The 20457-nt window shown below is 74.8% G+C and carries 17 protein-coding genes; 7 read left to right on the top strand and 10 right to left on the bottom strand.

Annotation, left to right across the window (positions count from 1 at the left end):
- Positions 1-359 precede the first annotated feature (359 nt).
- Positions 360-2336: an FUSC family protein gene (locus tag AB0O91_RS06455; RefSeq protein WP_363428503.1), complete on the top strand. Its 1977-nt coding sequence runs from the start codon at positions 360-362 to the stop codon at positions 2334-2336.
- A gap of 100 nt (positions 2337-2436) precedes the next feature.
- Here AB0O91_RS06455 and AB0O91_RS06450 read toward each other — a convergent pair whose 3' ends face one another.
- On the bottom strand, positions 2437-3840 hold the full coding sequence (locus AB0O91_RS06450) for an amidase (RefSeq protein ID WP_363428501.1): 1404 nt from the start codon (positions 3838-3840) through the stop codon (positions 2437-2439).
- 303 nt (positions 3841-4143) lie between these two features.
- Here AB0O91_RS06450 and AB0O91_RS06445 point away from each other — a divergent pair, with 303 nt between their 5' ends.
- Positions 4144-5493, top strand: a complete 1350-nt coding sequence (locus AB0O91_RS06445) for a cytochrome P450 (RefSeq protein WP_363428499.1) — start codon at positions 4144-4146, stop codon at positions 5491-5493.
- 104 nt (positions 5494-5597) lie between these two features.
- Positions 5598-6317: a rhomboid-like protein gene (locus AB0O91_RS06440; RefSeq protein WP_363428497.1), complete on the top strand. Its 720-nt coding sequence runs from the start codon at positions 5598-5600 to the stop codon at positions 6315-6317.
- 87 nt (positions 6318-6404) lie between these two features.
- Here the strand turns inward: AB0O91_RS06440 and AB0O91_RS06435 are convergent, their stop codons facing one another.
- Both AB0O91_RS06435 and AB0O91_RS06430 read right to left on the bottom strand, forming a co-directional pair.
- Positions 6405-6986, bottom strand: coding sequence for a YetF domain-containing protein (locus AB0O91_RS06435; protein ID WP_363428495.1), 582 nt, complete (start codon positions 6984-6986; stop codon positions 6405-6407).
- Positions 6987-7046: 60 nt separating this feature from the next.
- Positions 7047-7874, bottom strand: coding sequence for a LysR substrate-binding domain-containing protein (locus tag AB0O91_RS06430; RefSeq protein WP_363428591.1), 828 nt, complete (start codon positions 7872-7874; stop codon positions 7047-7049).
- A 66-nt stretch (positions 7875-7940) separates the two neighbouring features.
- Between AB0O91_RS06430 and AB0O91_RS06425 the strand changes: the two genes are divergently transcribed.
- The 3 genes from AB0O91_RS06425 (at position 7941) to AB0O91_RS06415 (ending at position 11396) form a co-directional block, all read left to right on the top strand.
- Positions 7941-8360, top strand: a complete 420-nt coding sequence (locus tag AB0O91_RS06425; RefSeq protein ID WP_363428493.1) for a DUF5997 family protein — start codon at positions 7941-7943, stop codon at positions 8358-8360.
- Positions 8361-8628: 268 nt separating this feature from the next.
- On the top strand, positions 8629-10326 hold the full coding sequence (locus AB0O91_RS06420) for a DUF885 domain-containing protein (protein ID WP_363428491.1): 1698 nt from the start codon (positions 8629-8631) through the stop codon (positions 10324-10326).
- A 320-nt stretch (positions 10327-10646) separates the two neighbouring features.
- Positions 10647-11396 (top strand): hypothetical protein, encoded by a 750-nt coding sequence (locus AB0O91_RS06415; RefSeq protein WP_363428489.1) that lies wholly within the window; start codon positions 10647-10649, stop codon positions 11394-11396.
- A gap of 80 nt (positions 11397-11476) precedes the next feature.
- Here AB0O91_RS06415 and AB0O91_RS06410 read toward each other — a convergent pair whose 3' ends face one another.
- From AB0O91_RS06410 to ftsH, 6 genes are all read right to left on the bottom strand, one after another.
- The gene (locus AB0O91_RS06410; protein WP_363428487.1) at positions 11477-12871 is read right to left on the bottom strand and encodes a nucleotide disphospho-sugar-binding domain-containing protein; all 1395 of its coding nucleotides are present in this window, start codon (positions 12869-12871) and stop codon (positions 11477-11479) included.
- Positions 12872-12905: 34 nt separating this feature from the next.
- Positions 12906-13673, bottom strand: coding sequence for an SDR family oxidoreductase (locus AB0O91_RS06405; RefSeq protein ID WP_363428485.1), 768 nt, complete (start codon positions 13671-13673; stop codon positions 12906-12908).
- A gap of 3 nt (positions 13674-13676) precedes the next feature.
- Positions 13677-14153, bottom strand: a complete 477-nt coding sequence (locus AB0O91_RS06400; protein WP_363428483.1) for an SAM-dependent methyltransferase — start codon at positions 14151-14153, stop codon at positions 13677-13679.
- Positions 14154-14450: 297 nt separating this feature from the next.
- Complete coding sequence (locus AB0O91_RS06395) at positions 14451-15401, bottom strand: ADP-ribosylglycohydrolase family protein (RefSeq protein WP_363428481.1); 951 nt, start codon at positions 15399-15401, stop codon at positions 14451-14453.
- Positions 15398-16237 carry an ammonia-dependent NAD(+) synthetase gene (gene nadE, locus AB0O91_RS06390; RefSeq protein WP_363428479.1) on the bottom strand — a complete coding sequence of 280 codons (840 nt, stop codon included), beginning with the start codon at positions 16235-16237 and terminating at the stop codon, positions 15398-15400. Before nadE ends, AB0O91_RS06395 begins: the two co-directional genes overlap by 4 nt.
- 270 nt (positions 16238-16507) lie before the next feature.
- Positions 16508-18508, bottom strand: coding sequence for an ATP-dependent zinc metalloprotease FtsH (gene ftsH / locus AB0O91_RS06385; RefSeq protein ID WP_363428477.1), 2001 nt, complete (start codon positions 18506-18508; stop codon positions 16508-16510).
- Positions 18509-19071: 563 nt separating this feature from the next.
- Between ftsH and AB0O91_RS06380 the strand changes: the two genes are divergently transcribed.
- Positions 19072-19671, top strand: a complete 600-nt coding sequence (locus tag AB0O91_RS06380; protein WP_363428475.1) for a DUF1707 domain-containing protein — start codon at positions 19072-19074, stop codon at positions 19669-19671.
- An 18-nt stretch (positions 19672-19689) separates the two neighbouring features.
- Here the strand turns inward: AB0O91_RS06380 and AB0O91_RS06375 are convergent, their stop codons facing one another.
- Positions 19690-20304: a DsbA family protein gene (locus AB0O91_RS06375; protein ID WP_363428589.1), complete on the bottom strand. Its 615-nt coding sequence runs from the start codon at positions 20302-20304 to the stop codon at positions 19690-19692.
- Positions 20305-20457 lie beyond the last annotated feature (153 nt).

Here is a 20457-nt window from a genome sequence, read left to right as displayed (position 1 = left end):
CCGGTCGTCGGCCGGAAGGGGAAATGGGTGCGCGGACCGGACGCCCGTCCGCATGCGCTCCTTCTCGCCTCGGCCCCCGAGCAGCGTCCAGCGCCACGTCAGGGGGCCAACTCGCCCGTTCGACAAGGACACTCACCCCGCATCAGGCGTTGCCGAACCGCGCTCCCCATACGTTGGACTAGACCAACTAATGGTGTCAACCCTTTCCCGCGGGTTACCGATTGGGAAATCTACGCAGTTCACGACGCCTCTCGGGGTTCGCTATATGTTTCGGAGACTGACATAAGGACCCGGGAATGTTTCGACAATTGACATAAGCACGATGGGTGAACCGGCCCGCGGCGCCGTACGTTGGGTCTGTGGCACGCACCCGACCGGCCCCCGCCCGGCTGGCCCCGCCCGGCTGGTTGACCGCGGGCCTCCGGCCCCGCGACGCGCCCGTCCCCTGGGCCGCGGCCGCCCGCGCCGCGGTCGCGCTCGCCGTCCCGCTCGCCGTCGGCACCGCCACCGGCCGCACCGGCTACGGCGCCCTGGTGTCGATGGGCGCCCTGTCCGGGGTCATCGGGGACACCGCGGACGCGTACCGGATGCGGGTGTTCAACATCGCCGTGCCGCAGCTGTTCGGCGCCCTCGGGGTGCTGCTCGGCACCCAGGTGCACGGCTCCGGCTGGACGGCGGTCGCGGCGCTGACCGTCGTCGCGCTGGTCTCCGGCATGATCTCCTCGATCGGCGCGGTCGCCTCGGTCTCCGGCCTGCTCCTGCTGCTGGACGCGGTGGTCGGCGCCGGTCTGCCGATGCCTCCCCCGTGGTGGCTGCCGCCCGCCCTGCTGCTGCTCGGCGGTCTGCTGGTGCTCGCCCTGACCCTGCTCGCCTGGCCGCTGCGCGGCGGCACCCCCGAGCGCGCCGTGGTCGCCGACACCTACCGGGCGGTCGCCGGACTGCTGGAGAGCGCCGGCACCCCCGACTACGAGGACCGGCGCCGGGCGCTCACCCAGTCGCTCAACGACTCCTACGACCTGCTGCTCGCCCGCCGGGCCCGCCGGCACGGCCGCTCCGCCACCCTGGTGCGCCTGCTCGCCCAGCTCAACGCGCTGATCCCGGTGGTCGAGGGCACCGCCGCGGCCCACCTGCGCCCGCCCGACCTCGGCCCGCTGCCCGCCGCCTACCCGGCCGCCGTGCGCGAACTGGCCGACGCCGTCGGACGGGGCGGCGGCGCCGGGCGGGGCGGCCAGGCCCCGCCGTCCGTGCTGCCCGAGCTGCCCGAGCCGCGCGGCCCGTCCACCCGGGCGCTGGCCGAGGCGATCGGCCACGCCGCCACCGTCGTCCGGGAGGCCGCCCCCGACCCGTACGGCTCCGCCGACCGGCTCGGCCACCCCGCCGGCCTCCGGGTGCGCACCGGCCGGGCGGCCCGGTCACTGCTGCTGTCCGGCGCGTCCTGGCGGTACGGGCTGCGCCTGGCCCTGTGCATCGGACTGGCCCAGGTGCTGGTGTCGGTGATCGCCGTCCCCCGCTCGTACTGGGTGTCCCTGACCGTCACCTTCGTGCTGAAGCCGGACTTCGGCTCGGTGTTCTCCCGGGCGGTGCTGCGCGCGCTCGGGACGGCCGCCGGGCTGCTGGTCGCGATCCCGGTGCTCGCCGAGGTGCCGCACGGCTGGTGGGACGTGCCGGTCATGGCGGCGCTCGCCACGCTGATCCCGGTGCTGTCCGCCAAGGGGTACGCCTTCCAGACCGCCGCGATCACCCCGGTCATCCTGATGCTCTCCGACCTGCTCAACCACCAGGGCTTCCACCTGGTGGCGCCCCGGCTGTACGACTCGCTGATCGGCTGCGGGATCGCGCTGCTGGCGGGCTACCTGCTCTGGCCGGAGTCCTGGCACACCCGGATCGGCGACCGGCTGGCCGACGCCGTCCAGGACACCGCCTCGTACGTGACGCTGGCCTTCACCACCGCGCCCGGGCGGGACGAACCGGCCCGGGCCCGCTACCGGCGGCGGCTGTACCGGGACCTCTCCGCCGTCCGCAGCGAGTTCCAGCGGGCGCTCACCGAGCCGCCGCCGGTGGGCGCCCGGGCGCAGGCGTGGTGGCCGCTGGTGATCGCGGTGGAACGGATCGTGGACACCACCACCGCGACCCGGGTGCGGATCGAGCACGGGGCGCCGGTGCCGACCCCGGCCGAGGTCGCCCTCGTCACCCGGGAGCTGTCCGACCTGGCCGAGGCGCTGCGCACCGGCGCACCGCTGCCCCCGGACGGCGGCCCGGACGCCCTGGCACCGGACTGCGCGCTGGCCCGGCTGCACCACGAGGTGCACGCGGCCCGGTCGGTCGCGGCCGGCTGAGCACCCGGCCGCCGGGGCGCGGCCCGCCGGACCCAGCGCGCCGACCGGGCACGAGCCGGGCCCCGGCCGGACACGAGCCGGGCGCCGGCCGCGGCGCGGGTCAGTCCTGGATGCGCCGCCAGGGCCGGTCCGACTCCAGCGCGAAGGCCAGCTCCAGCAGCAGCCGCTCCTGCCCGTGCGCGGCCGACAGGTGCACCCCGATCGGCAGCCCGCTCGGCGCCGCCCCCGCGGGCAGTGCGATGCCCGGACCGCCGGTGACGTTGTTGACCGGGGTGAAGGCCACGTAGCGCAGCAGCCGGTCGATCAGCTCGTCGAAGGCGACGTTCGGGCTGAGGTGCCCGATCGGCGGGGCGGTGTGGGCGAGCACCGGGGAGAGCACCGCGTCGTGCTCGCCGAAGATGCCCGCGTACACCGCCTCGGCCCGGCGCAGCCGGCGCAGCACCCCCGGGGTGCGCCGGAACTCCGCCCGGAAGCTGCGGCGCAGCCCGGTGGTCAGCCCGTCCAGCTTCCCGGCCCGGAAGCTCGGGTCGAGCACCACCCGGCCGGTGAGCGCGATCACCCAGGCGATGTAGCCCCAGTACGAGAGGAAGTCGCGGGAGAACTCCTCGCCGAACGGCAGGGTGGTCGGCACCACCCGGTGGCCCATCGCCTCCAGCCGGGCGGCGGTCTCCTCGACGGCCCGGCGGGTCGCCTCGTCGGTCTTGGCGGTCGGCGAGTCCACCACCAGCCCGATCCGCAGCCGGCGGCTGCCGGGGCCCTCGACCAGCCCGATCGGGGGCAGCCCGGGGTTGCGGTGGTGGCGCTCGGCGGCGGCGAAGAAGGCGGCGGTGTCGCGCACCGAACGGGTCACCACCCCGTCCGTGACCAGGTCGATCGGCAGCTTGCCGCCCTGGGCGTTGGTGACCAGCCGGCCCCGGGTGGGCTTGAGGCCGACCAGGCCGCAGCAGGCCGCCGGGATCCGGATCGAGCCGCCGCCGTCGTTGGCGTGGGCGATCGGCACCACGCCGGCCGCGACCAGGGCCGCCGAGCCGCCCGAGGAGGCACCGGGCGAGTGGGAGGTCTTCCAGGGGTTGCGCACCGGCTGGGCGGTGGCGAACTCGGTGGAGGCGTTCAGGCCGAACTCGGGCAACCGGCTCTTGCCGAGCACGGCCAGGCCGGTGGCCAGGAACTGGTCGGCGAAGGCCGCGTTGCGGCGGGCCGGGCGGGCCCGGTAGGCCTCGCTGCCGTTGGTGGTGGGCAGGCCGCGCAGGTCGACGTTGTCCTTGAGGAAGGTCGGCACGCCCCAGAGCGGGCCGTCGATGCCCTCCCGGCTGATCCTGGGCCGGTCGTAGGTGGCGTGGGCGACGGGCAGCAGCGCGCCGTTGATCCGCCCGGCGCGGGCGACGGCGGCCGCGACCAGTTCCCGGGGGTTCACCTCGCCGGCCCGGACCAGGGCGGCCAGTGCCACCGCGTCGTGTGCGCCGAGGGCGTCGTCGGTGAACGCGTGGGTGCGCTCGTCGGCCATCCCAACTCCCAACCGGTAGTACCAACGGGCCGTACCGGCCGGTAGTACCAGCCGGTAATCGTGCGGAGCCCGCAGTCTAGGGGCGCGGCACCTCCCCCGGATACCCCTGCGCCGGACGGCCCCCGCCGGACCGTCAAGCCCGGCCCGGCGCACGGGCGTTCGGCCTGCGCCCCCGCGTTCACCCCACCCGCCGGGCACGGACCGTTCGTGGACAGTTTCACCGCCGGGCGCCGGGAAAGATCCGGGGAGGATCCCGAACGATCCCGAACACCCGACGAACCGGCCCTCCCCGAGGTGACGCCCGTGCCCGCCCAGTACCGCCCGACCGCCCGCTACACCTCGGTCACCGCCCCGCGCGCACTCCCCCTGCTCGGCCACGCCCCCGCCCTGCTCCGCGACCCGCTCGGCTTCGTGGCCGGCCTCGCCGCGCACGGCGACCTCGTCCGGCTGCGGCTCGGCCCGCTGGACGCCTACGTCGCCTGCCATCCCGACCTGGTGCGCCGGCTGCTCACCGAGGACCGCACGTACGACAAGGGCGGGATCGTCGTCGAGAAGGCCCGCGAGGCCTTCGGCAACGGCCTCGCCACCTGCCCCGCCGCCGCCCACCGGCGCCAGCGCCGGATGCTCCAGCCCGCCTTCCACCGCGACCGGCTGCCCGGCTACGCCGCCCTGATGGCCGAGGAGATCGCCGGCACCACCGCCCGCTGGCGCGACGGCGACACCGTCGACGTGCCCGCCGCGATGTACCGGCTCTCCACCGCCGTCACCGCCCGCTGCCTGTTCGCCGCCCACGAACGGGCCGGCACCCTGCCCGTGCACGCCTGCATGGACGAGGTCGCCCACGGCGTCGCCCGGCGGATGATGCTCCCGCTGCCCGGCGCCGACCGGCTCCCCACCCCCGGCAACCGCCGCTTCGCCCGCGCCCGGCAGGACCTCCGGGAGATCACCCGGCGGCTGACCGCCGACTACCGGGCGGCCGGCACCGACCACCACGACCTGCTCTCCGTGCTGCTCGGCGCCCGCGACGAGGACGGGCAGGGCCTGACCGAGGACGAGATCCACGACCAGGTGGTCACCTTCCTGCTGGCCGGCATGGAGACCTCCGCCGCCACCCTGTCCTGGGCCTGGACGCTGCTCGCCGCCAACCCGGCCGTCCGCGAACGGCTGCACACCGAGCTGGACACCGTCCTGGACGGCCGCCCCGCCCGCCACCAGGACCTCCCCGCCCTGCCGCTCACCGCCCGGATCGTCAGCGAGACCCTGCGCCTCTACCCGCCCGCCTGGATCCTCAGCCGCACCACCTCCACCGCCGCCGAACTCGGCGGCCACCCGCTCCCGGCCGGCGCCACCATCCTGTACAGCCCCTACCTGCTGCACCGCCGCGCCGACCTCTTCCCCTGCCCCGACCGCTTCGACCCGGACCGCTGGCTCACCACCGCCCGCCCCGCGCCCGGCAACTACACCCCGTTCGGCCTCGGTGCCCGCCGCTGCATCGGCGACGCCTTCGGCACCACCGAGGCCGCCCTCGCGCTCGCCACCATCGCCGCCCGCTGGACGGTCGCCCCCACCCGGGACCGGCCGATCCGGCCGCACCGCAGCGCCTCGCTGTCCCCGCGCCCGTTCACCGCGCGGCTCGGCCGCCGCATCCGCTGAGGGGCGCGCCGCTCCGGAGTTCATCGGCATTCGGTACTGTCCCGAGGTGGCCGACCGCATCCGGGCCGGCCTGACCAGCCGCTCGACCGGGACACCATCAGACCATGAACGCTCGAAGCCCGTTGGGGCTCCTCACCGGGCTGCTGCACGCCGTCCGCACGTACCCGCGGCGCTCGCCGCTGACGCTCTGCTACGTCGGGCTGCTGCTGCTCGGGCACGCCTGGCTCGAGTACGGCCTCTCCGAGGCCCGGGCCGACGACCTGCGCGCGTACGTCAGCACCAACCTGGACAACCTGCACGACCACCCGGTCCGCGCCCTGGTGGGCAGCGCCCTGCTGTACGACGGCACCCTCACCGACATCACCTCCACCGGCTTCGGCGGCACCCTGATCACCCTCGGCCTCGGCATCGCGGTCGGGCTGTCCTGGGCCGAACGCCGCTTCGGGACCCCGCGGGCCGCCGCGGTCTTCCTCGCCGGACACGTCGGCGCGACCCTGGTCACCGCCCTGGTGATCCTCCTCGCCGTGCACCAGGGCTGGTACCCGGAGAGCGTGCGCGAGGCCTCCGACTACGGCATCAGCTACGGCGCCCAGGCCGCGCTGGCCTTCGCCACCCTCGCGCTGCCCCGCTGGGCCCGGCTGCCCTGGGCCCTGTTCGTGTTCGCCTGGCCGCTGGCCGGCGACCACGAGTGGCCCGGCCCGCTCCCCGAGTTCACCACCGTCGGCCACCTGCTGGCGGCCGCCCTCGGCTTCGCCCTGGCCGCCGCCACCGCCCGGGGCCGACGGCACAGCACCGCCCTCGCCGCCGCCCGCAGCGGGGGGTGACCCGCGCCGCCGGGCCGCCGGGCCGCTGGGACGTCATCCGGGCGGCTGCCGCACCGCCGGGCGCGGGCCGGTCAGTGCGGGGGACGGTCAGTGCGGGGGACGGCGGTCGGCGGCGAGCGCGGCCAGCATCCGCTCGATCGACTCCAGCCGCGCCCGCAGCTCCTCGACGTCGCCCTTGGTGGCACTCTGCTCGGCCACCCGGAGGGTGACCAGCAGCTGCCCGTCCGGCTCCAGCCGGGCCCGCGCGACATCGCTCACGTTGTCGCCGTTCTGCAACCGGATGGCGTGCTCCAGCTCGGACGGCCGCAGCGCCAGCTCGCGCAACGCGCCGGGCACCAGCTCCCCGTCGCGCACCACGGTGGTGGGCGCGCCCTCCAGCAGCCGGGCGGCCCGCGGGTCCCGGGCCAGCCAGCGGGTGACACCGGCGTTCACCGCGATCAGGGTGACCGCGCCGACCGCGCCGCCGAGCAGGCTGTTGTCGTTGCCGATGATCGCGTTCTGCACCACGTTGGAGAGCAGGAACACCACCACCATGTCGAAGGTGTTCAACCCCGCCAGCCCGCGCTTCCCCGCGAGCCGGAACAGCACCAGGATCAGCACGTAGACGGCGATCGTCCGGAGGATCTTCTCCACGATCGGAATCTGGACGACCATCAGGTCATTCCACACGGCCCCGCTCCTCCCACCACGACTGTCCGGAACGGGGCCGACGCTACCCCCCGGACGGCGTCAGGATCGCCGCTTCGGCTTCCCCTTCTTGGCCGCCGCCTGGCCCCGCCCCTTCGGCGCGCCGGACCGCTGCGCGCCCGGCTTCTGGCCCCCGCCCCGCTGGCCGGCCGCCTTCTGCCCGCCCGCCTTCTGCCCGCCGGGCTTCTGCTGCTGGGGCTTGCGCTGCGCCGCGGCCTTCTTCGGGTCGCCCTTCGGCTGGGCCTCGGCCGCCGCCCCGGCCCCGCGGCCGCGGGAGCTGTTGACCGTGCGTCCCCGGACGATCCCGATGAACTCCTCCACCAGGTCCGTGGTCGCCTCCTGCGGCCAGGCCAGGGCCACCCGGGACTGCGGCGCCTCCGGCACCGGCCGGTAGGTGAGGTCCCGCCGGTGGTGCAGCCGGGCCAGCGACTGCGGCACCAGCAGCACGCCGACGTTGGCCGCCACCAGCTCGACGGCGTCCTCCGTGGTGTCCGGCCGGGCGATCGCCGGGCGGCCGGGCAGGGTGTCGGCGGTGAGGCCGAGGGTGTCGTCCAGCGGGTGGAAGACCACCTCCTCCGCAAGGTCGGCCAGGGCGACCTCCTCGGCGGCGGCGAGCCAGTGGTCCTTGGGGAACACCACCACGGTGGTCTCGGTGTACAGCGGGATCGCGCTGAGCACGTCCTTGTCGACCGGCAGCCGGATCAGCCCGACCTCGGCCTCCCCCTCCCGCAGGGTCCGCTCGCCCTCGGTGGAGGGCACCGCGACCAGGTCGAGCGGGACGTCCGGGAGCCGCTCGCCCCAGACCCGGGCCCATTTGCCGGGGGTCACGCCCGGGACGTACGCGAGCCGGAAGGACGGGTTCACCTGCATGTCTGTCACAGGGCAAGGCTACCGACCGTGACCGGAGGCGCCCGCGCACTCCCTTACCCTTGTCACATGACATCGCTCAAGCAGAAGACCAGCCAGACCATGAAGCCGGCCACGGCGGCCAAGAAGCTGGGGATCTACCTCGCCGCGGCGCCGACCGGCTTCCAGGAGGGCGTGGTCTCCCGCGAGGAGCTCAACGCGCTGCAGACCGAGCCGCCGCAGTGGCTCCAGGACCTCCGCAAGAACGGCCCGCACCCGCGCCCGGTGATCGCCGCCAAGCTCGGCATCTCCATCGCGGGCCTGGCCCGCGGCGGCGTGACCGAGGCGCTCACCACGGACGAGATCGACGCGATCAAGGCCGAGAACCCGCTCTGGCTCCAGCACGAGCGCGCCAACCAGGTGGACGTCCGCAAGGAGACCGCCCGGATCAAGGCGAAGCACGAGAAGGAGGCCGCCGAGAAGGCCGCCAAGGAGTCGCAGCAGCGCTGAGCCTCCCCGGCCGTCGGGCGACGGGCGACCGTTGCTGCCCGACGGTCGTTGCTGCCCGACGGGGCCCGCGGCCTGCCCGGCGGCTCAGCTGCTCAGCTGCCCGCGGCCTGCCCGGCTGTCGGCGCTCTGCCCGGCGGCCGTGGCCTGCCCGGAGTCCACGGAGTCCTGAATTCCGTTTCGGCGGCGGCGCGTTCACGGCGTGCGGACGGAACCCCTTTCCGCCCGCCGCGTATTGACCGCGCCGCCGCCGACTCCGAATAATCGCCCAATGAGCGACCAGCCGAGCGACAGATCGAGCGCCTCCGCCCCACAGGCCGAACTCGCCGCCCTCGCCGAGGAGTTCTTCGCCGCGAAGAACGCCCACGACCCGTTCGAAGCCACCCTGAGCGGCGTCGAGGGGCACGCCCACGAGGTCCCCGACCCGTCCCGCGCGGCCGCGCTGCGCCACCGCGAGGAGCTCCGGGACCTCGGCACCCGGCTGGCCGCCGTCCCGCTGGACGCACTGACCGGCGAGGACCGGATAACCCACCAGGTGCTGGACCTGCTGATCGGCAACACCGTCACCGAGATCACCCACGGACTGTCCGGGTTCAGCGTGTCGGCGTCCGTCATCGCCCCGCAGAACACGGCCTTCATCTCGCTCGCGGCGACCGCCGTCGACCACGAGGGCACCGACGCCTACCTGGAACGGCTGGCCGGGCTCCCCGGCTACTTCGACGCCGCCCTGCAGCTGGCGCTGGACGCCGCCGCCGAGGGCCGCCACCCGCTGCGCAGCGGGGTCGACGCCGCCGTCACCCAGCTGGACGCCTACCTGGCCGGCCACCCGGCCGAGGACCAGATCCTGAAGCCGCTGCGCGGCCGCCGGGAGTTCGACCGGGCCCAGGTCATCGTGCGCGACGGCGTCCGCCCCGCGGTGGCCCGGTACCGGGCCGGGCTGGCCCAGCGGCTGGCGGCCCAGGCCCGGCCGGACACCGCGGCCGGGGTCTGCCACGTGCCGGGCGGCACCGAGGGCTACGCCGACGCCGTCGCCCGCTTCACCCGGCCCGGGCTGTCCCCCGAGGAGGTCCACCGGATCGGTCTGGAGACCGTGGCGGCGCTCCGCGAGGAGTTCTCCGAGCTGGGCGGCAAAGTGCTCGGCGTCCGCCACCCGGACACCGTGCTGAGCACGCTGCGCGAGGACCGCGCCCTGCGGTTCGGCAGCGCGGCCGAGCTGATCGCCCTGGTCGACGGCGCGCTGGAGCGGGCCCGCCGGGCCTCCGCCGACTGGTTCCGGACGTACACGATCGCCGACTGCGTGACCCGGGAGATCGATCCGATCGAGGCGGAGACCGCGCCGCTGGCGTACTACCAGTCTCCGGGCCCCGGCGGCCTGCCGGGCATCCACTGGATCAACACCCTGCGCCCGGAGACCCGCTTCACCTACGAGTACGAGGCGATCGCCTTCCACGAGAGCATCCCCGGCCACCACTTCCAGATCGCGGTCGCCCAGACCCTGCACCACCTGCCGCGGTTCCGGCAGCGGGCGGAGACCGCGCTGACCGCCCACCTCGAGGGCTGGGGCCTGTACACCGAGCGGCTGGCCGACGAGATGGGGCTGTACAGCTCGGACCTCGCCCGCTTCGGCATGCTCTCGATGGACGCGCTGCGGGCGGTGCGCCTGGTGGTGGACACCGGGCTGCACCACTACGGCTGGTCGCGGGAGCGGGCGATGGCCTACATGCGGGAGAACACCGCGACCCAGGAGGCCAACGTCCGCAACGAGATCGACCGCTACATCGCCTGGCCCGGCCAGGCCACCGCCTACCTGATCGGCCGCCGCGAGCTGGTCCGGCACCGCGAGCGGGCCCAGGCCGCGCTCGGCGGGCGCTTCGACGTCCGGGAGTTCCACCACCAGCTGATCGGGCACGGCAACCTGCCGCTCGGGGTGCTGGACGAGGTGGTCACGGACTGGATCGCCACGCAGTAGGGGCGGGCCCGGCCGCTGGACCCGGCCGCCGGATCCGGCGGCGCGTCAGGAGTGCGAAAACGATTCCGCGCGCCCGCAACAGCCCTCCCGCGCCCGGACGTGGCGTCACCCTTTCGGCCCCCTCGACGCGGTAGTGTCCGCTGGCGCGGCCTCCGGCATCCCGCCGGGCGGCCCCCGCACCGGCTGAACCGACCTCACCACCCCGGTCCGTCCGGACCGGTTGGTCCGTTCGGTCCGGGCGGTCCGGGCGGTCCGGGCGGTCCGGGCGGTCCGCGTGAACACCGGAACACCCGATCCACCCGAACGACCTGGAGGAACCCGTGCCGGCTCCCGTCCGTGGTGCCCTGGCGATGGCCGCGGCCGTCCTGCTCGCCGCCGCCGCGGGCTGCTCGTCCGGCGGCGGCCACACCACCGCGAAGAGCAGCGCCCCGAGCAAGGAGAGCACCCACGCCTCCGCCCCGGAGGCCGCGGGCGGCGCCCCCCAGCCCGCCCCCGCCAAGATCGCCACCGGGCCCGGCCCGAAGAGCTCCTACGACGCCCAGCCGCAGCCCGCGGCGGGCAGCTGCCACTACCGCTACACCGCGGACAAGCAGCCGCTGCCGGACCCGAACTGCACCCCGGGCGCGATCAGCCCGGCGGTCGACCAGGGCAACATCAAGGACACCATCTGCAAGCCGGGCGGCTACACCTCGACGATCCGCCCGCCGGTCAACATCACCGGCAAGGAGAAGTCCGAGAACGCCAAGTCGTACGGCTACACCGGCCCGATGGGCGACGCCGAGTACGACCACCTGATCAGCCTGCAACTCGGCGGTGACCCCAACGACCCGCGCAACCTCTGGGTCGAGCCGCCCTCCCCCGGCCACACCCCGGGCAAGGGCCCCAACAATCCCAAGGACTCGGTGGAGACCCACCTGCACACCGCGATCTGCAAGGGGCAGGTCACCCTGGCCGCCGCCCAACAGGCGATCGCCACCGACTGGACGACGGCCGAGGCCAAGCTCGGCATCGCCAGGAGCGGGGCCGCCGCGCCCACCCCGGAGCCGGACGCCGACGGCGACGACGGCTGACGGACCGTTCCGGCGCCGCCGCTCCCGCCGCCGAACCCCCCGCTGGGGGTGCGGAGTTCGACGGCGGGACCGGCCCGGGCTCAGAGCGACCCGACCAGCTCCGCGATCGTGTCGAACGGCCGGTACTCCGCGAACTCCGCGCCCAGCGTGCGGGCCCGCTCGCGGAACCGCCCCTCGGCGAGCACCTGCTCGACCGCCCGGCCGACGACGTCCGGCTCCGGACGGGCGGTCCGCAGGTCCAGCCCCACGCCCACCCACTGCACCCGGGCCGCCACCTCCGGCTTGTCCTCGCTCGCCCCGGCCACCACCAGCGGCACCCCGTACCGCAACGCGGTCTGCACCCCGCCGTACCCGCCGTTGCTCACCAGCACGTCGGTGTGCGGCAGCAGCCGGTCGAACGGCAGGTACCCGACGGCCCGGACGTTGTCCGGCAGCCGGCCGCCCAGCAGCCCGGCCAGCACCTGCGGCCCGTCCGGGCGGGCGGTGGCGGCCACCACCAGCACGTCCCGGTCCGCCAGCGCGCGGACCGTCGGCACGACCAGTTCACCCAGGTCACCGTTGGCCAGCGTGCCCTGGGTCACCACCACCACCGGCCGCTCGCCGGTGACCTCGTCCCACCACTCGGGCAACGGCTGCTCCTCGCCGACGTTCCCGGGCAGCGCGCCGATCATCCGGTAGGAGGCGGGCGCGTCGCCGCGCGGGTACTCGAAGCCCGGCACGGTCAGCTGGAGGAACACGTCCGGCACCGTCACCTGGACCAGCCCGCGCGGGCCCGCCGGCAGACGGACGCCCGTCTCCGCGAACACCCGCTCCGCGTACTCCTGCAACGGCGCGCCGCACCGGTCCATCTCCTCCTGCAACGAGCGGTTGCGCGCCCGGCCCGCCTCGCCGGGCAGCGGCGGCAGCGCCAGGCCGAACGGCGCGGTGTCCGCGCTCGGCAGCATCGACGGGGTGATCCCGACCCCGATCAGCGCCGGGCGCTCCGCCCTCGGGCGGGCCAGCGCCAACGGCAACGCGCCCTGGACGAAGGCGTCGGCGATCACCGCGTCGGCCGGGAACTCCGCCAACAGCGCGAGCAGCGCCCGGTACTGGTGCGGCACCGGATCGAGGAAGACGTGCCGCACGTCGAAGGCGATCCGTTCCGGGCCGGGCGCCAGCTTCGCCCGGCCCGGGAAGGACGCGTCGAGGTCGCGGTCGTCGAAGTCCGCCTCGGCGGGCAGCGCGGCGAACCGCACCCCGGCCCGTTCGACGGCCTCCGCGAAGCGCGAGCCGCCGAGGAGGACCACCTCGTGGCCGCGCGCGGCGAGGTCGGCGGAGATGGCCAGCAGCGGGCTGACGTGCCCGTGGGCGGGCAGGGCGGTGGTGATGATCCTGGACAGCGGAGACTCCTGGGTGTCGGCCGTGGCTTCCCGCGCACGGGCTCTCGGGCACGGGTTCTCGGGCAGTTCCTCCGTACGGTTCGTTACGGGACTCACCGTGAGCAGGGGCGGTGGACGAGCGATGAACGGCTCATCTGCCCAGAACCGCGCCCCCGTTCAGGCCGATCACCTGCCCCGTGAGGTAGCCGGCCGCGGGGGAGGCGAGGTAGGCGACCGCCGCGGCCACGTCCTCCGGGGTGCCGGCCCGGCCGACCAGCGTGTCGGCGACCTTCCGGGCGTGGAACTCCTCGCTCCACCCGGCGCCGAAGATCCCGGTGTCCACCACGTACCCAGGTGCGAGCACGTTCACCGTCACCCCGTCCGGCCCCAACTGCCGGGCCAGACCGAACGCCCAGCCGTGCAGCGCGGCCTTCGCGGCGGCGTACGAGCCCGCCGAGTGCGGGCCCGCGCCACCGCGCTGGGCGGCCGCCGAGCTGATCACCACCAGCCGGCCGCCCGGGCGGCGCAGCATGCCCTGGAGCGCGGTGGTCAGCAGCACCGCGGTGAGCAGATTGGTCTCCAGGTCCCGCCGCCACGAGGCGGCCAGCGAGGCCAGGCTGCCGTCCTCGGGCGGGGTGACGACCGCGCCCGCGTTGTTCACCAGCACGTCCACCGGCCCCAGTTCACCGACCCGGGCGGCCACCGCCTCGACGGCCGCAGGATCGGTGAGGTCGCCCGCCACCGGCACCACCGTCCCCGGACCCGCCGTCCGCTCGATGCCCGTCCGCGCCTCCTCCAGCACCGCCGCCCGGCGGCCCAGGATCACCACCCGGCAGCCGTCCGCGGCCAGCCGGGCCGCGATCGCCCGGCCGATCCCGGTGCCTCCGCCGGACACCACCGCGAGCCGCTCGCCCACCACCTGTCAGTCCTCGTCGTCGTAGTAGGCGTGCATCAGCTCGGTCGACCACCCGGGCTGACGGACCTCGCCGCGCGGACCGAACTCGACCAGGTACGGCTTGATGTCCAGCACCGGCGTGCCGGCCACCGCGTCCAGGCCGGTCACATGGAGGTCCAGGCCGTCCACCCGGACCAGCGAACAGCGCGAGACGCCCAGCCGGTTGGGGCGGTTCTTGCCGCGCTGGGCGAAGATGCCCACCAGCGGCCAGTCGGTGTTGCCGCGCGGATGCCGGGCACCCGTCTCGATCTTGGACTCCGGCACCCGGTCGAAGTGGTAGACCACCTCCAGGTGCGAGAACTCCGCCAACCCGTACAGCGCCTCCGCGGTGAACTGCCCCGCGTCCAGCCGGATCACCGACCCGACGCTCCCCCAGCGGTCGTCCCGCACGTCCTCCCGGCCCCCGACCACCTCGGCCACCGGACGCACCGTCACATCGTCCATGCTGCTTCCCCTTCGGCACCGAACCGTTCCGCTCCGTACGGTAGCGACCCGCACGCGCCGACGATCACGGGGGCCCACCGGGAACCGGGCGCGGTACGACCCGGGCAGCGGAGCGCCCGGAGCGGCTCCGTGCCGACGGCGGAGTCGGGCCGGTGCCGCTGGCGCCCGTGGATCCGGACCACGGGCAGCAGCGGCACCGGCCCGAGGGCCTCCGCAGGAACCGCCGCTGACCGGGGTTGCCGCGAAGACCGCTCCTGACCGGGGTCCCCGATCACCCGGCCGGCCACTGGGCCCGGATCACCCCGCCAGCCGCCGGGCCAGGAGCAGCAGGTCGGATGCCCGCAGGACCCGCCCGTCCGAACCCGGCAGGGGGACGTGCAGCGGCTCGGTCCAGCGCGGCGGGATCGCCGCCACGCCGTAGCGGGCGCCGGCCAGCCCGCCGGTGACGGCGGCCACGGTGTCGGTGTCCCCGCCGAGGTCGACGGCGGCGGCCAGGGCCCGCTCGAAGCCGTCGGTGGTGCGCAGGGCCCAGACCGCCGAGCCCAGGCAGGGCCAGACCGCGCCGTTGGGTTCGGTGGCGCGGTCGGGGTGCCAGTCCGGGGCGAGGACGGCGGCGTAGCGCTCGCGGTGGTCGGGGTGGACGGCCGCCAGGACGCCCGGGAGCTCGACGAGCGGATCCGCGCCGTCGAGGGCGAGGCGGACCAGCTCGTGGAAGATCGCGGTGCCCTCCCAGGCGGCCCGGTCGCCATGGGTCAGCGCGGCGATCCGGCGGGCGGCGTCCATCGTGGCCTCCCGTCCGGCGCGGGCGAAGGCGACCGCGGAGGTGGCGGCGCGCATCAACGAGCCGTTACCGGCGGCGCGCAGGGTGGAGTTGAAGTGGACGCCCGCCGCGAGGTCCCAGGGGTCGCCGCTGGTGAGGACGGCTTCGGTCTGGATCCCAATGTCCTTGGGGTCCGCGGCGGCCCAGCGGCGGAACCGGTCGAAGATGTCCGACAGGTCCAACTCCCCCTGCTCCAGGAGGGATTCGGCGACCAGGACGGCCATCTGGGTGTCGTCGGTGGCCTCACCCCGCTCCCAGCCGCCGCCGGCGACGAGTTCCACGCCGCCGGCGGGGAAGCGGGCGGTCAGGGCGCCGGCCGGGCCGAACTCGTAGGGCGCGCCGAGGGCGTCGCCCACCGCCGACCCGAGGACGGCCCCGGCCGCACGCCCGACCCGCTCCCGCTCCGTTGCTCCGTCCCGGTCGGTCACACCTGACCCGGGGTGATCGGCAGGCCACGCTTGTGCTCGGTGCGCCGGTAGTGGCCGAGAACGGTCCGGAAGACCTCCTCGCTGACCGGGCGACCCTCCAGGAAGTCGTCCAGGGCGTCGTACTCGACCCCGAGGGCGTCCTCGTCGGGCTTGCCGGGGGCAAGGTTCTCCAGGTCCGCGGTGGGGACCTTGCCGACCAGCTCCACCGGCGCCCCCAGGTGCGCCGCCACCGCGCGGACCTGACGCTTCGTCAGACCGGAGAGCGGCATCACGTCGGCCGCGCCGTCGCCGAACTTGGTGAAGAAGCCGACGGCCGCCTCGGCCGCGTGGTCGGTGCCGACGACCAGGCCGCCGCACGCGCCCGCGGCGGCGTACTGGACCACCATCCGCTGGCGGGCCTTGACGTTGCCGCGCACGAAGTCCTCGTGGGCGTGGTCGGCGAAGGTGAGGCCGGCCGCCAGCAGGGCGTCGAAGGCGGCGTCGGTCGCGGGCTTGACGTCGACGGTGAGCAACTCGTCGGCCTGGATGAACTCGAGCGCGCGCTGGGCGTCCGCCTCGTCCGCCTGGACTCCGTAGGGGAGCCGCATCGCCGTGAAGGAGGCCTGGTACCCCTCGGCGCGGAGCCGCTCGACGGCGAGCTGGCAGAGCCGACCGGTGGTGGTGGAGTCCACCCCGCCGCTGATGCCGAGCACCAGGGTGCGCGCGCCCGACGCCCGCAGCTGGTCGGCGAGGAAGGCCACCCGCCGCTCGGCCTCCTTCGCGGGGTCGGCGGTGGGCACCACCCCGAGGGCCAGGGCGATCTCGCGCTGGACGGTCGCGGGCAAGGGTTCGGTCATGGCGGGCTCCTTCAGGTCGGTACCCCGCCATCATCCACCCGGGCCCCGCACGGGCCTGCGGCGGGCCCCGGTCGGGACCGGGGCGTGACCGGGGCGGGGGCTGGCCCCGGTCGGGGCGGGGGGCGGGGCAGAGCCTGGTCGGGGACCGGGGCGGCCGCAGCCGCGCCTCAGGTCGCCGTCCCGGCGTCCGGCTCCGACACCGGCACCGAGACCGGGCCGGCTCCCTGCCTCGGCCAGCGCTGACCCCGGACGTCACTCCTGCACCGGACCTCACTCCTGGCCCGGTATCTGCCCACCTCCGGAGCCCGACGCCGGGTGCCCTTCCGACCCCGGCCCCGGGTGCCCCAGGATGTCGAGCACCACACCGCCGTCCACCGTCTCCTGGGCCACCAGGAGCGCCGCCAACTCGTCCAGATGGTGCCGGTGTTCGCGCAGCAGTCCGATCGCCCGGCGCTCGGCGCCGCGCAACAACCCGGCCACCGCCTCGTCCACCGCGCGCTGGGTCTGTTCGGAGTACGGGCGGCGCAGCAGGTCGTCGGGGTGGTCACCGAGGTACTGCGGGGAGCCGCTGGAGTAGCCGACCGGTCCGAGGTCCGGGGAGAGGCCGAACTCGCGGACCATCCGGGTGGCGACCGAGGTGGCGTTGGCGAGGTCGTTGGCCGCGCCGGTCGATCCCTCGCCGAAGACCACCAGTTCGGCGGCCCGCCCGCCGAGCTGGACGGTGAGCAGATCGGTCAGGTAGCTCTCGCTGTACAGGTGCCGCTCCGCCTCGGGCAACTGCTCGGTGGCACCGAGCGCGACCCCGGCCGGGAGGATGGTCACCTTAGCGACCGGATCGGCGTGCTCGCACAGCGCGGCCATCAGGGCGTGCCCGGACTCGTGCACGGCCACGGCGTGCCGCTCCTCGGGCAGCAGCGCGTTGGAGGACTCCCGACGCCCGAGCAGCACCCGGTCCCGGGCGTCGTCGAGGTCGGCGGCGGTGATGGTGGCCCGTTCGGCACGGACGGCGTTGATGGCGGCCTCGTTGACCAGGTTGGCGAGGTCCGCGCCGGAGAAGCCGGGGGTGCCGCGCGCGATCCGGTTCAGGTCGGTCTCCGGGGCGAGGGTCTTACCCCGGGTGTGCACGGCCAGGATGGCGGCCCGCTCGGCCTGGTTGGGCAGCGGCACGGTGACCTGCCGGTCGAACCGGCCCGGGCGCAGCAGCGCCGGGTCGAGGGCGTCCGGCCGGTTGGTGGCGGCGATCACGACGATGCCGGTGCTCTGGTCGAAGCCGTCCATCTCGGAGAGCAGTTGGTTGAGGGTCTGTTCGCGCTCGTCGTTGCCGCCGATCCGGGTGCCGCCCGCCCGGCGGCCGCCGACGGCGTCGATCTCGTCGATGAAGATGATGGACGGCGCGCGCTTGCGGGCCTCCTCGAAGAGGTCGCGGACCCGGGAGGCGCCGACGCCGACGAACATCTCCACGAAGCCGGAGCCGGTCACGGACAGGAAGGGCACCGAGGCTTCACCGGCGACCGCCCGGGCGAGCAGCGTCTTGCCGGTGCCCGGCGGACCGACCATGATCACCCCTCGGGGGCCCTTGGCCCCGGCGGCGGCGTAGCGCTCGGGGTTGCGCAGGAAGTCGACCACCTCGCTGACCTCCTGTTTCACCCCCTCGTACCCCGCCACATCGGCGAAGCCGGTGGCCGGCCGCTCGGCCTCGATGATCTTCGCCCGGGACCGCCCGGTCGCGCTCAGCCCACCGCCCAGCGAGCGCGCGGCCAGTCGGCCCGACCAGAGAAACAGCCCGCCGAAGATCAGCAGCGGCAGGAACAGCAGCAGGGTCGACCAGATCGAGCTGCCCCCGCCGGAACGGCTTCCGGTGACGTTCACATGCTGGCTGGACAGCGCCTGACTGAGCTGGGAGGTGTCCAGGGCGGTCGGGATCTGGCTGGTGAAGCGGGTGCCGTCCTTGAGGGTGCCGGACACCCCGCCCGTGTCGCTGACGTCCACGGTCTGCACCTGACCGGCGTCGACGCGGTTCAGGAAGTCGGTGTAGCCGTAGCGCGGGCCGGTCGGGCTTGGCTTGGAGAGCAGCACCAGCAGGAGCAGGGTGACCAGCACGGCGACGGGCAGCAGCCAGCGGCGCAGCGTCGGCGGGGGCGGTTTGGGCGGTGTGCCACCGGGGCCGGGCCCCTGTCCCGGTGCGCCGCCCGGGCCGCGCCACGGGCCGGTCCCCCGGCCGGGCGGGGTCGCAGGGTGACGAGCGCCCCTCAGCCAGGTTCGTGCGATCATCCACGCTCACCTCCTTTCCGACACTGCGGACACCTCGGACCCCTCGGACACTTCTGACGCCGCCGGCACCGCCGGGCTTCACTCCGCCCCCGCCCGGAGCCTTCCTCTCCATGGTCGACCCCTCCGGCCCAGGACGGGAGCCCGAGCAAGGGCCGGCGGAACGCCACCTGCCCGTCCGGCACGGATCGTCGCCGTACTGTCACCCACCGCTCCTCCTCCTTGGCCACCGGGCCCTGCTCGCTCCCACCTCGCGCCCCACTCCCCTGTTGACCGTCATCCTCGTGCGCCGCGGCCCGCCCACACATGTGCCGATCGGGAGGTTCCGCACACCGAAATCCGGCTCAGGGAGTGCCGATCGGCCCAGATGCCCAGCTCGGCCCAAATCAGGCCACCTCGGCCCGGAACGGGGGACCGGCGCCACCGGGCCCCTACCGACCCCGACCACCGGAACCCTGCTGATTCATGCGAGCCCGGCCACGCGCCGCGGCCCTCAAGGAGCCGCAGCGGACCGGCCGCTGACCCATCGCCGACCTGCGGCGACGCCCGTGCCCTAGAGTCCTCGCATGAACGACCACGACCACGCCCCCGCCCCACTGCCGATACCGACCGCCCCGGCAGCCGCAGTGGAGCCCCGGGCCGCGGACGCCGACCGGGAGGCGGTGGCCGACCGGCTGCGCACGGCCGCCGGGGAGGGCCGGATCGATCTCGGCGAGTTGGAGGAACGTCTCGACCGGGCCTACGCGGCCCGGACCTACCCCGAACTCGACGCCCTGGTGGCGGATCTGGGCGGCCGACCGACCGCCGGGAGCGAGGACGGCACCGACGTGCTCGTCCTCAAGCCCACGATGAGCAGCATCAAGCAGACCGGCCGGTGGACGGTGCCCCGGCGGATCGTGGCCGAGTGCCGGATGATGTCCATCGCGATCGACTTCACCGAGGCCGACTGCCCGCACCGCGAGGTCACCGTCGAGGCGACGTGCCGCTCGGGCCACATCCGGCTGGTCGTGCCGGCCGGCTGGGGCGTCCGGATCGACGGCTCGAGCACCAACACCGGTCACATCATCAACAAGGCCGCCGCTACGGCCGAGCCAGGAGCTCCGACCATCACCCTCGTCGGCCACCCCGGGTCGGGCCGGATCAAGATCAAGCAGCACCGCCGCTGATCCGGCCCCGGACGGTCGTCACGAGAAGTCGAGCGACCCCGTGCGGGTCCGCTTGAGCTCGAAGAACTTCGGGTACCCGGCCAGCAGCCGCACGCCCTCGAACACCTTCAACGCGTCCTCCCCGCGCGGGATCGCGCTCAGCACCGGGCCGAAGAACGCGGTGCCGTCGACGTGGACGGTCGGCGTGCCGACCTCCTCGCCCACCGGGTCCATCCCCTCGTGGTGGCTCTTGCGCAGCGCGGTGTCGTACGCCGTACTGCCGGCCGCCTCGGCGAGTTCCTCGGGCAGCCCGGCCGCGACCAGCGACTCACGGATGACGCTGTCGTCGGCCGGGCGGTCATGGTCGTGGAAGCGGGTGCCGAGCTGGGTGTAGAGCTCGCGCAGCACGTGCTCGCCGTGCTGCTCCGCGGCGGCGATGCAGACCCGGACGGGGCCCCAGCCGGTGGTCATCAGGCGCTGGTAGCGCTCCGGAAGGTCGGTCCGGCCCTCGTTGAGGACGGACAGGCTCATCACCCGGAAGGTGAGGTCGAGTTCGCGCTGACGCGCGACCTCCAGGATCCAGCGGGAGGTGATCCAGGCGAAGGGGCAGACGGGGTCGAAGTAGAAGTCGACCCTGGTGGGCCTGTCCTTCACCGCCGCCTCGGCCTTCGCCTCGACCTCCGCACCCTCGTTCTCGTTCTCGTTCTCGATCGGGTTCCCGATCGCGGTCCGGTTCTTGTTCCCGTTCGTGTTCACGAGGTCGATCCTAGAAGGCAATTGGACCACTACCCAGGGCCAATCAAGGTC

It is taken from the genome of Kitasatospora sp. NPDC089797 (genome assembly GCF_040684795.1).
GTDB lineage: Bacteria > Actinomycetota > Actinomycetes > Streptomycetales > Streptomycetaceae > Kitasatospora.
This window is presented reverse-complemented; position numbering and strand designations above follow the sequence as displayed.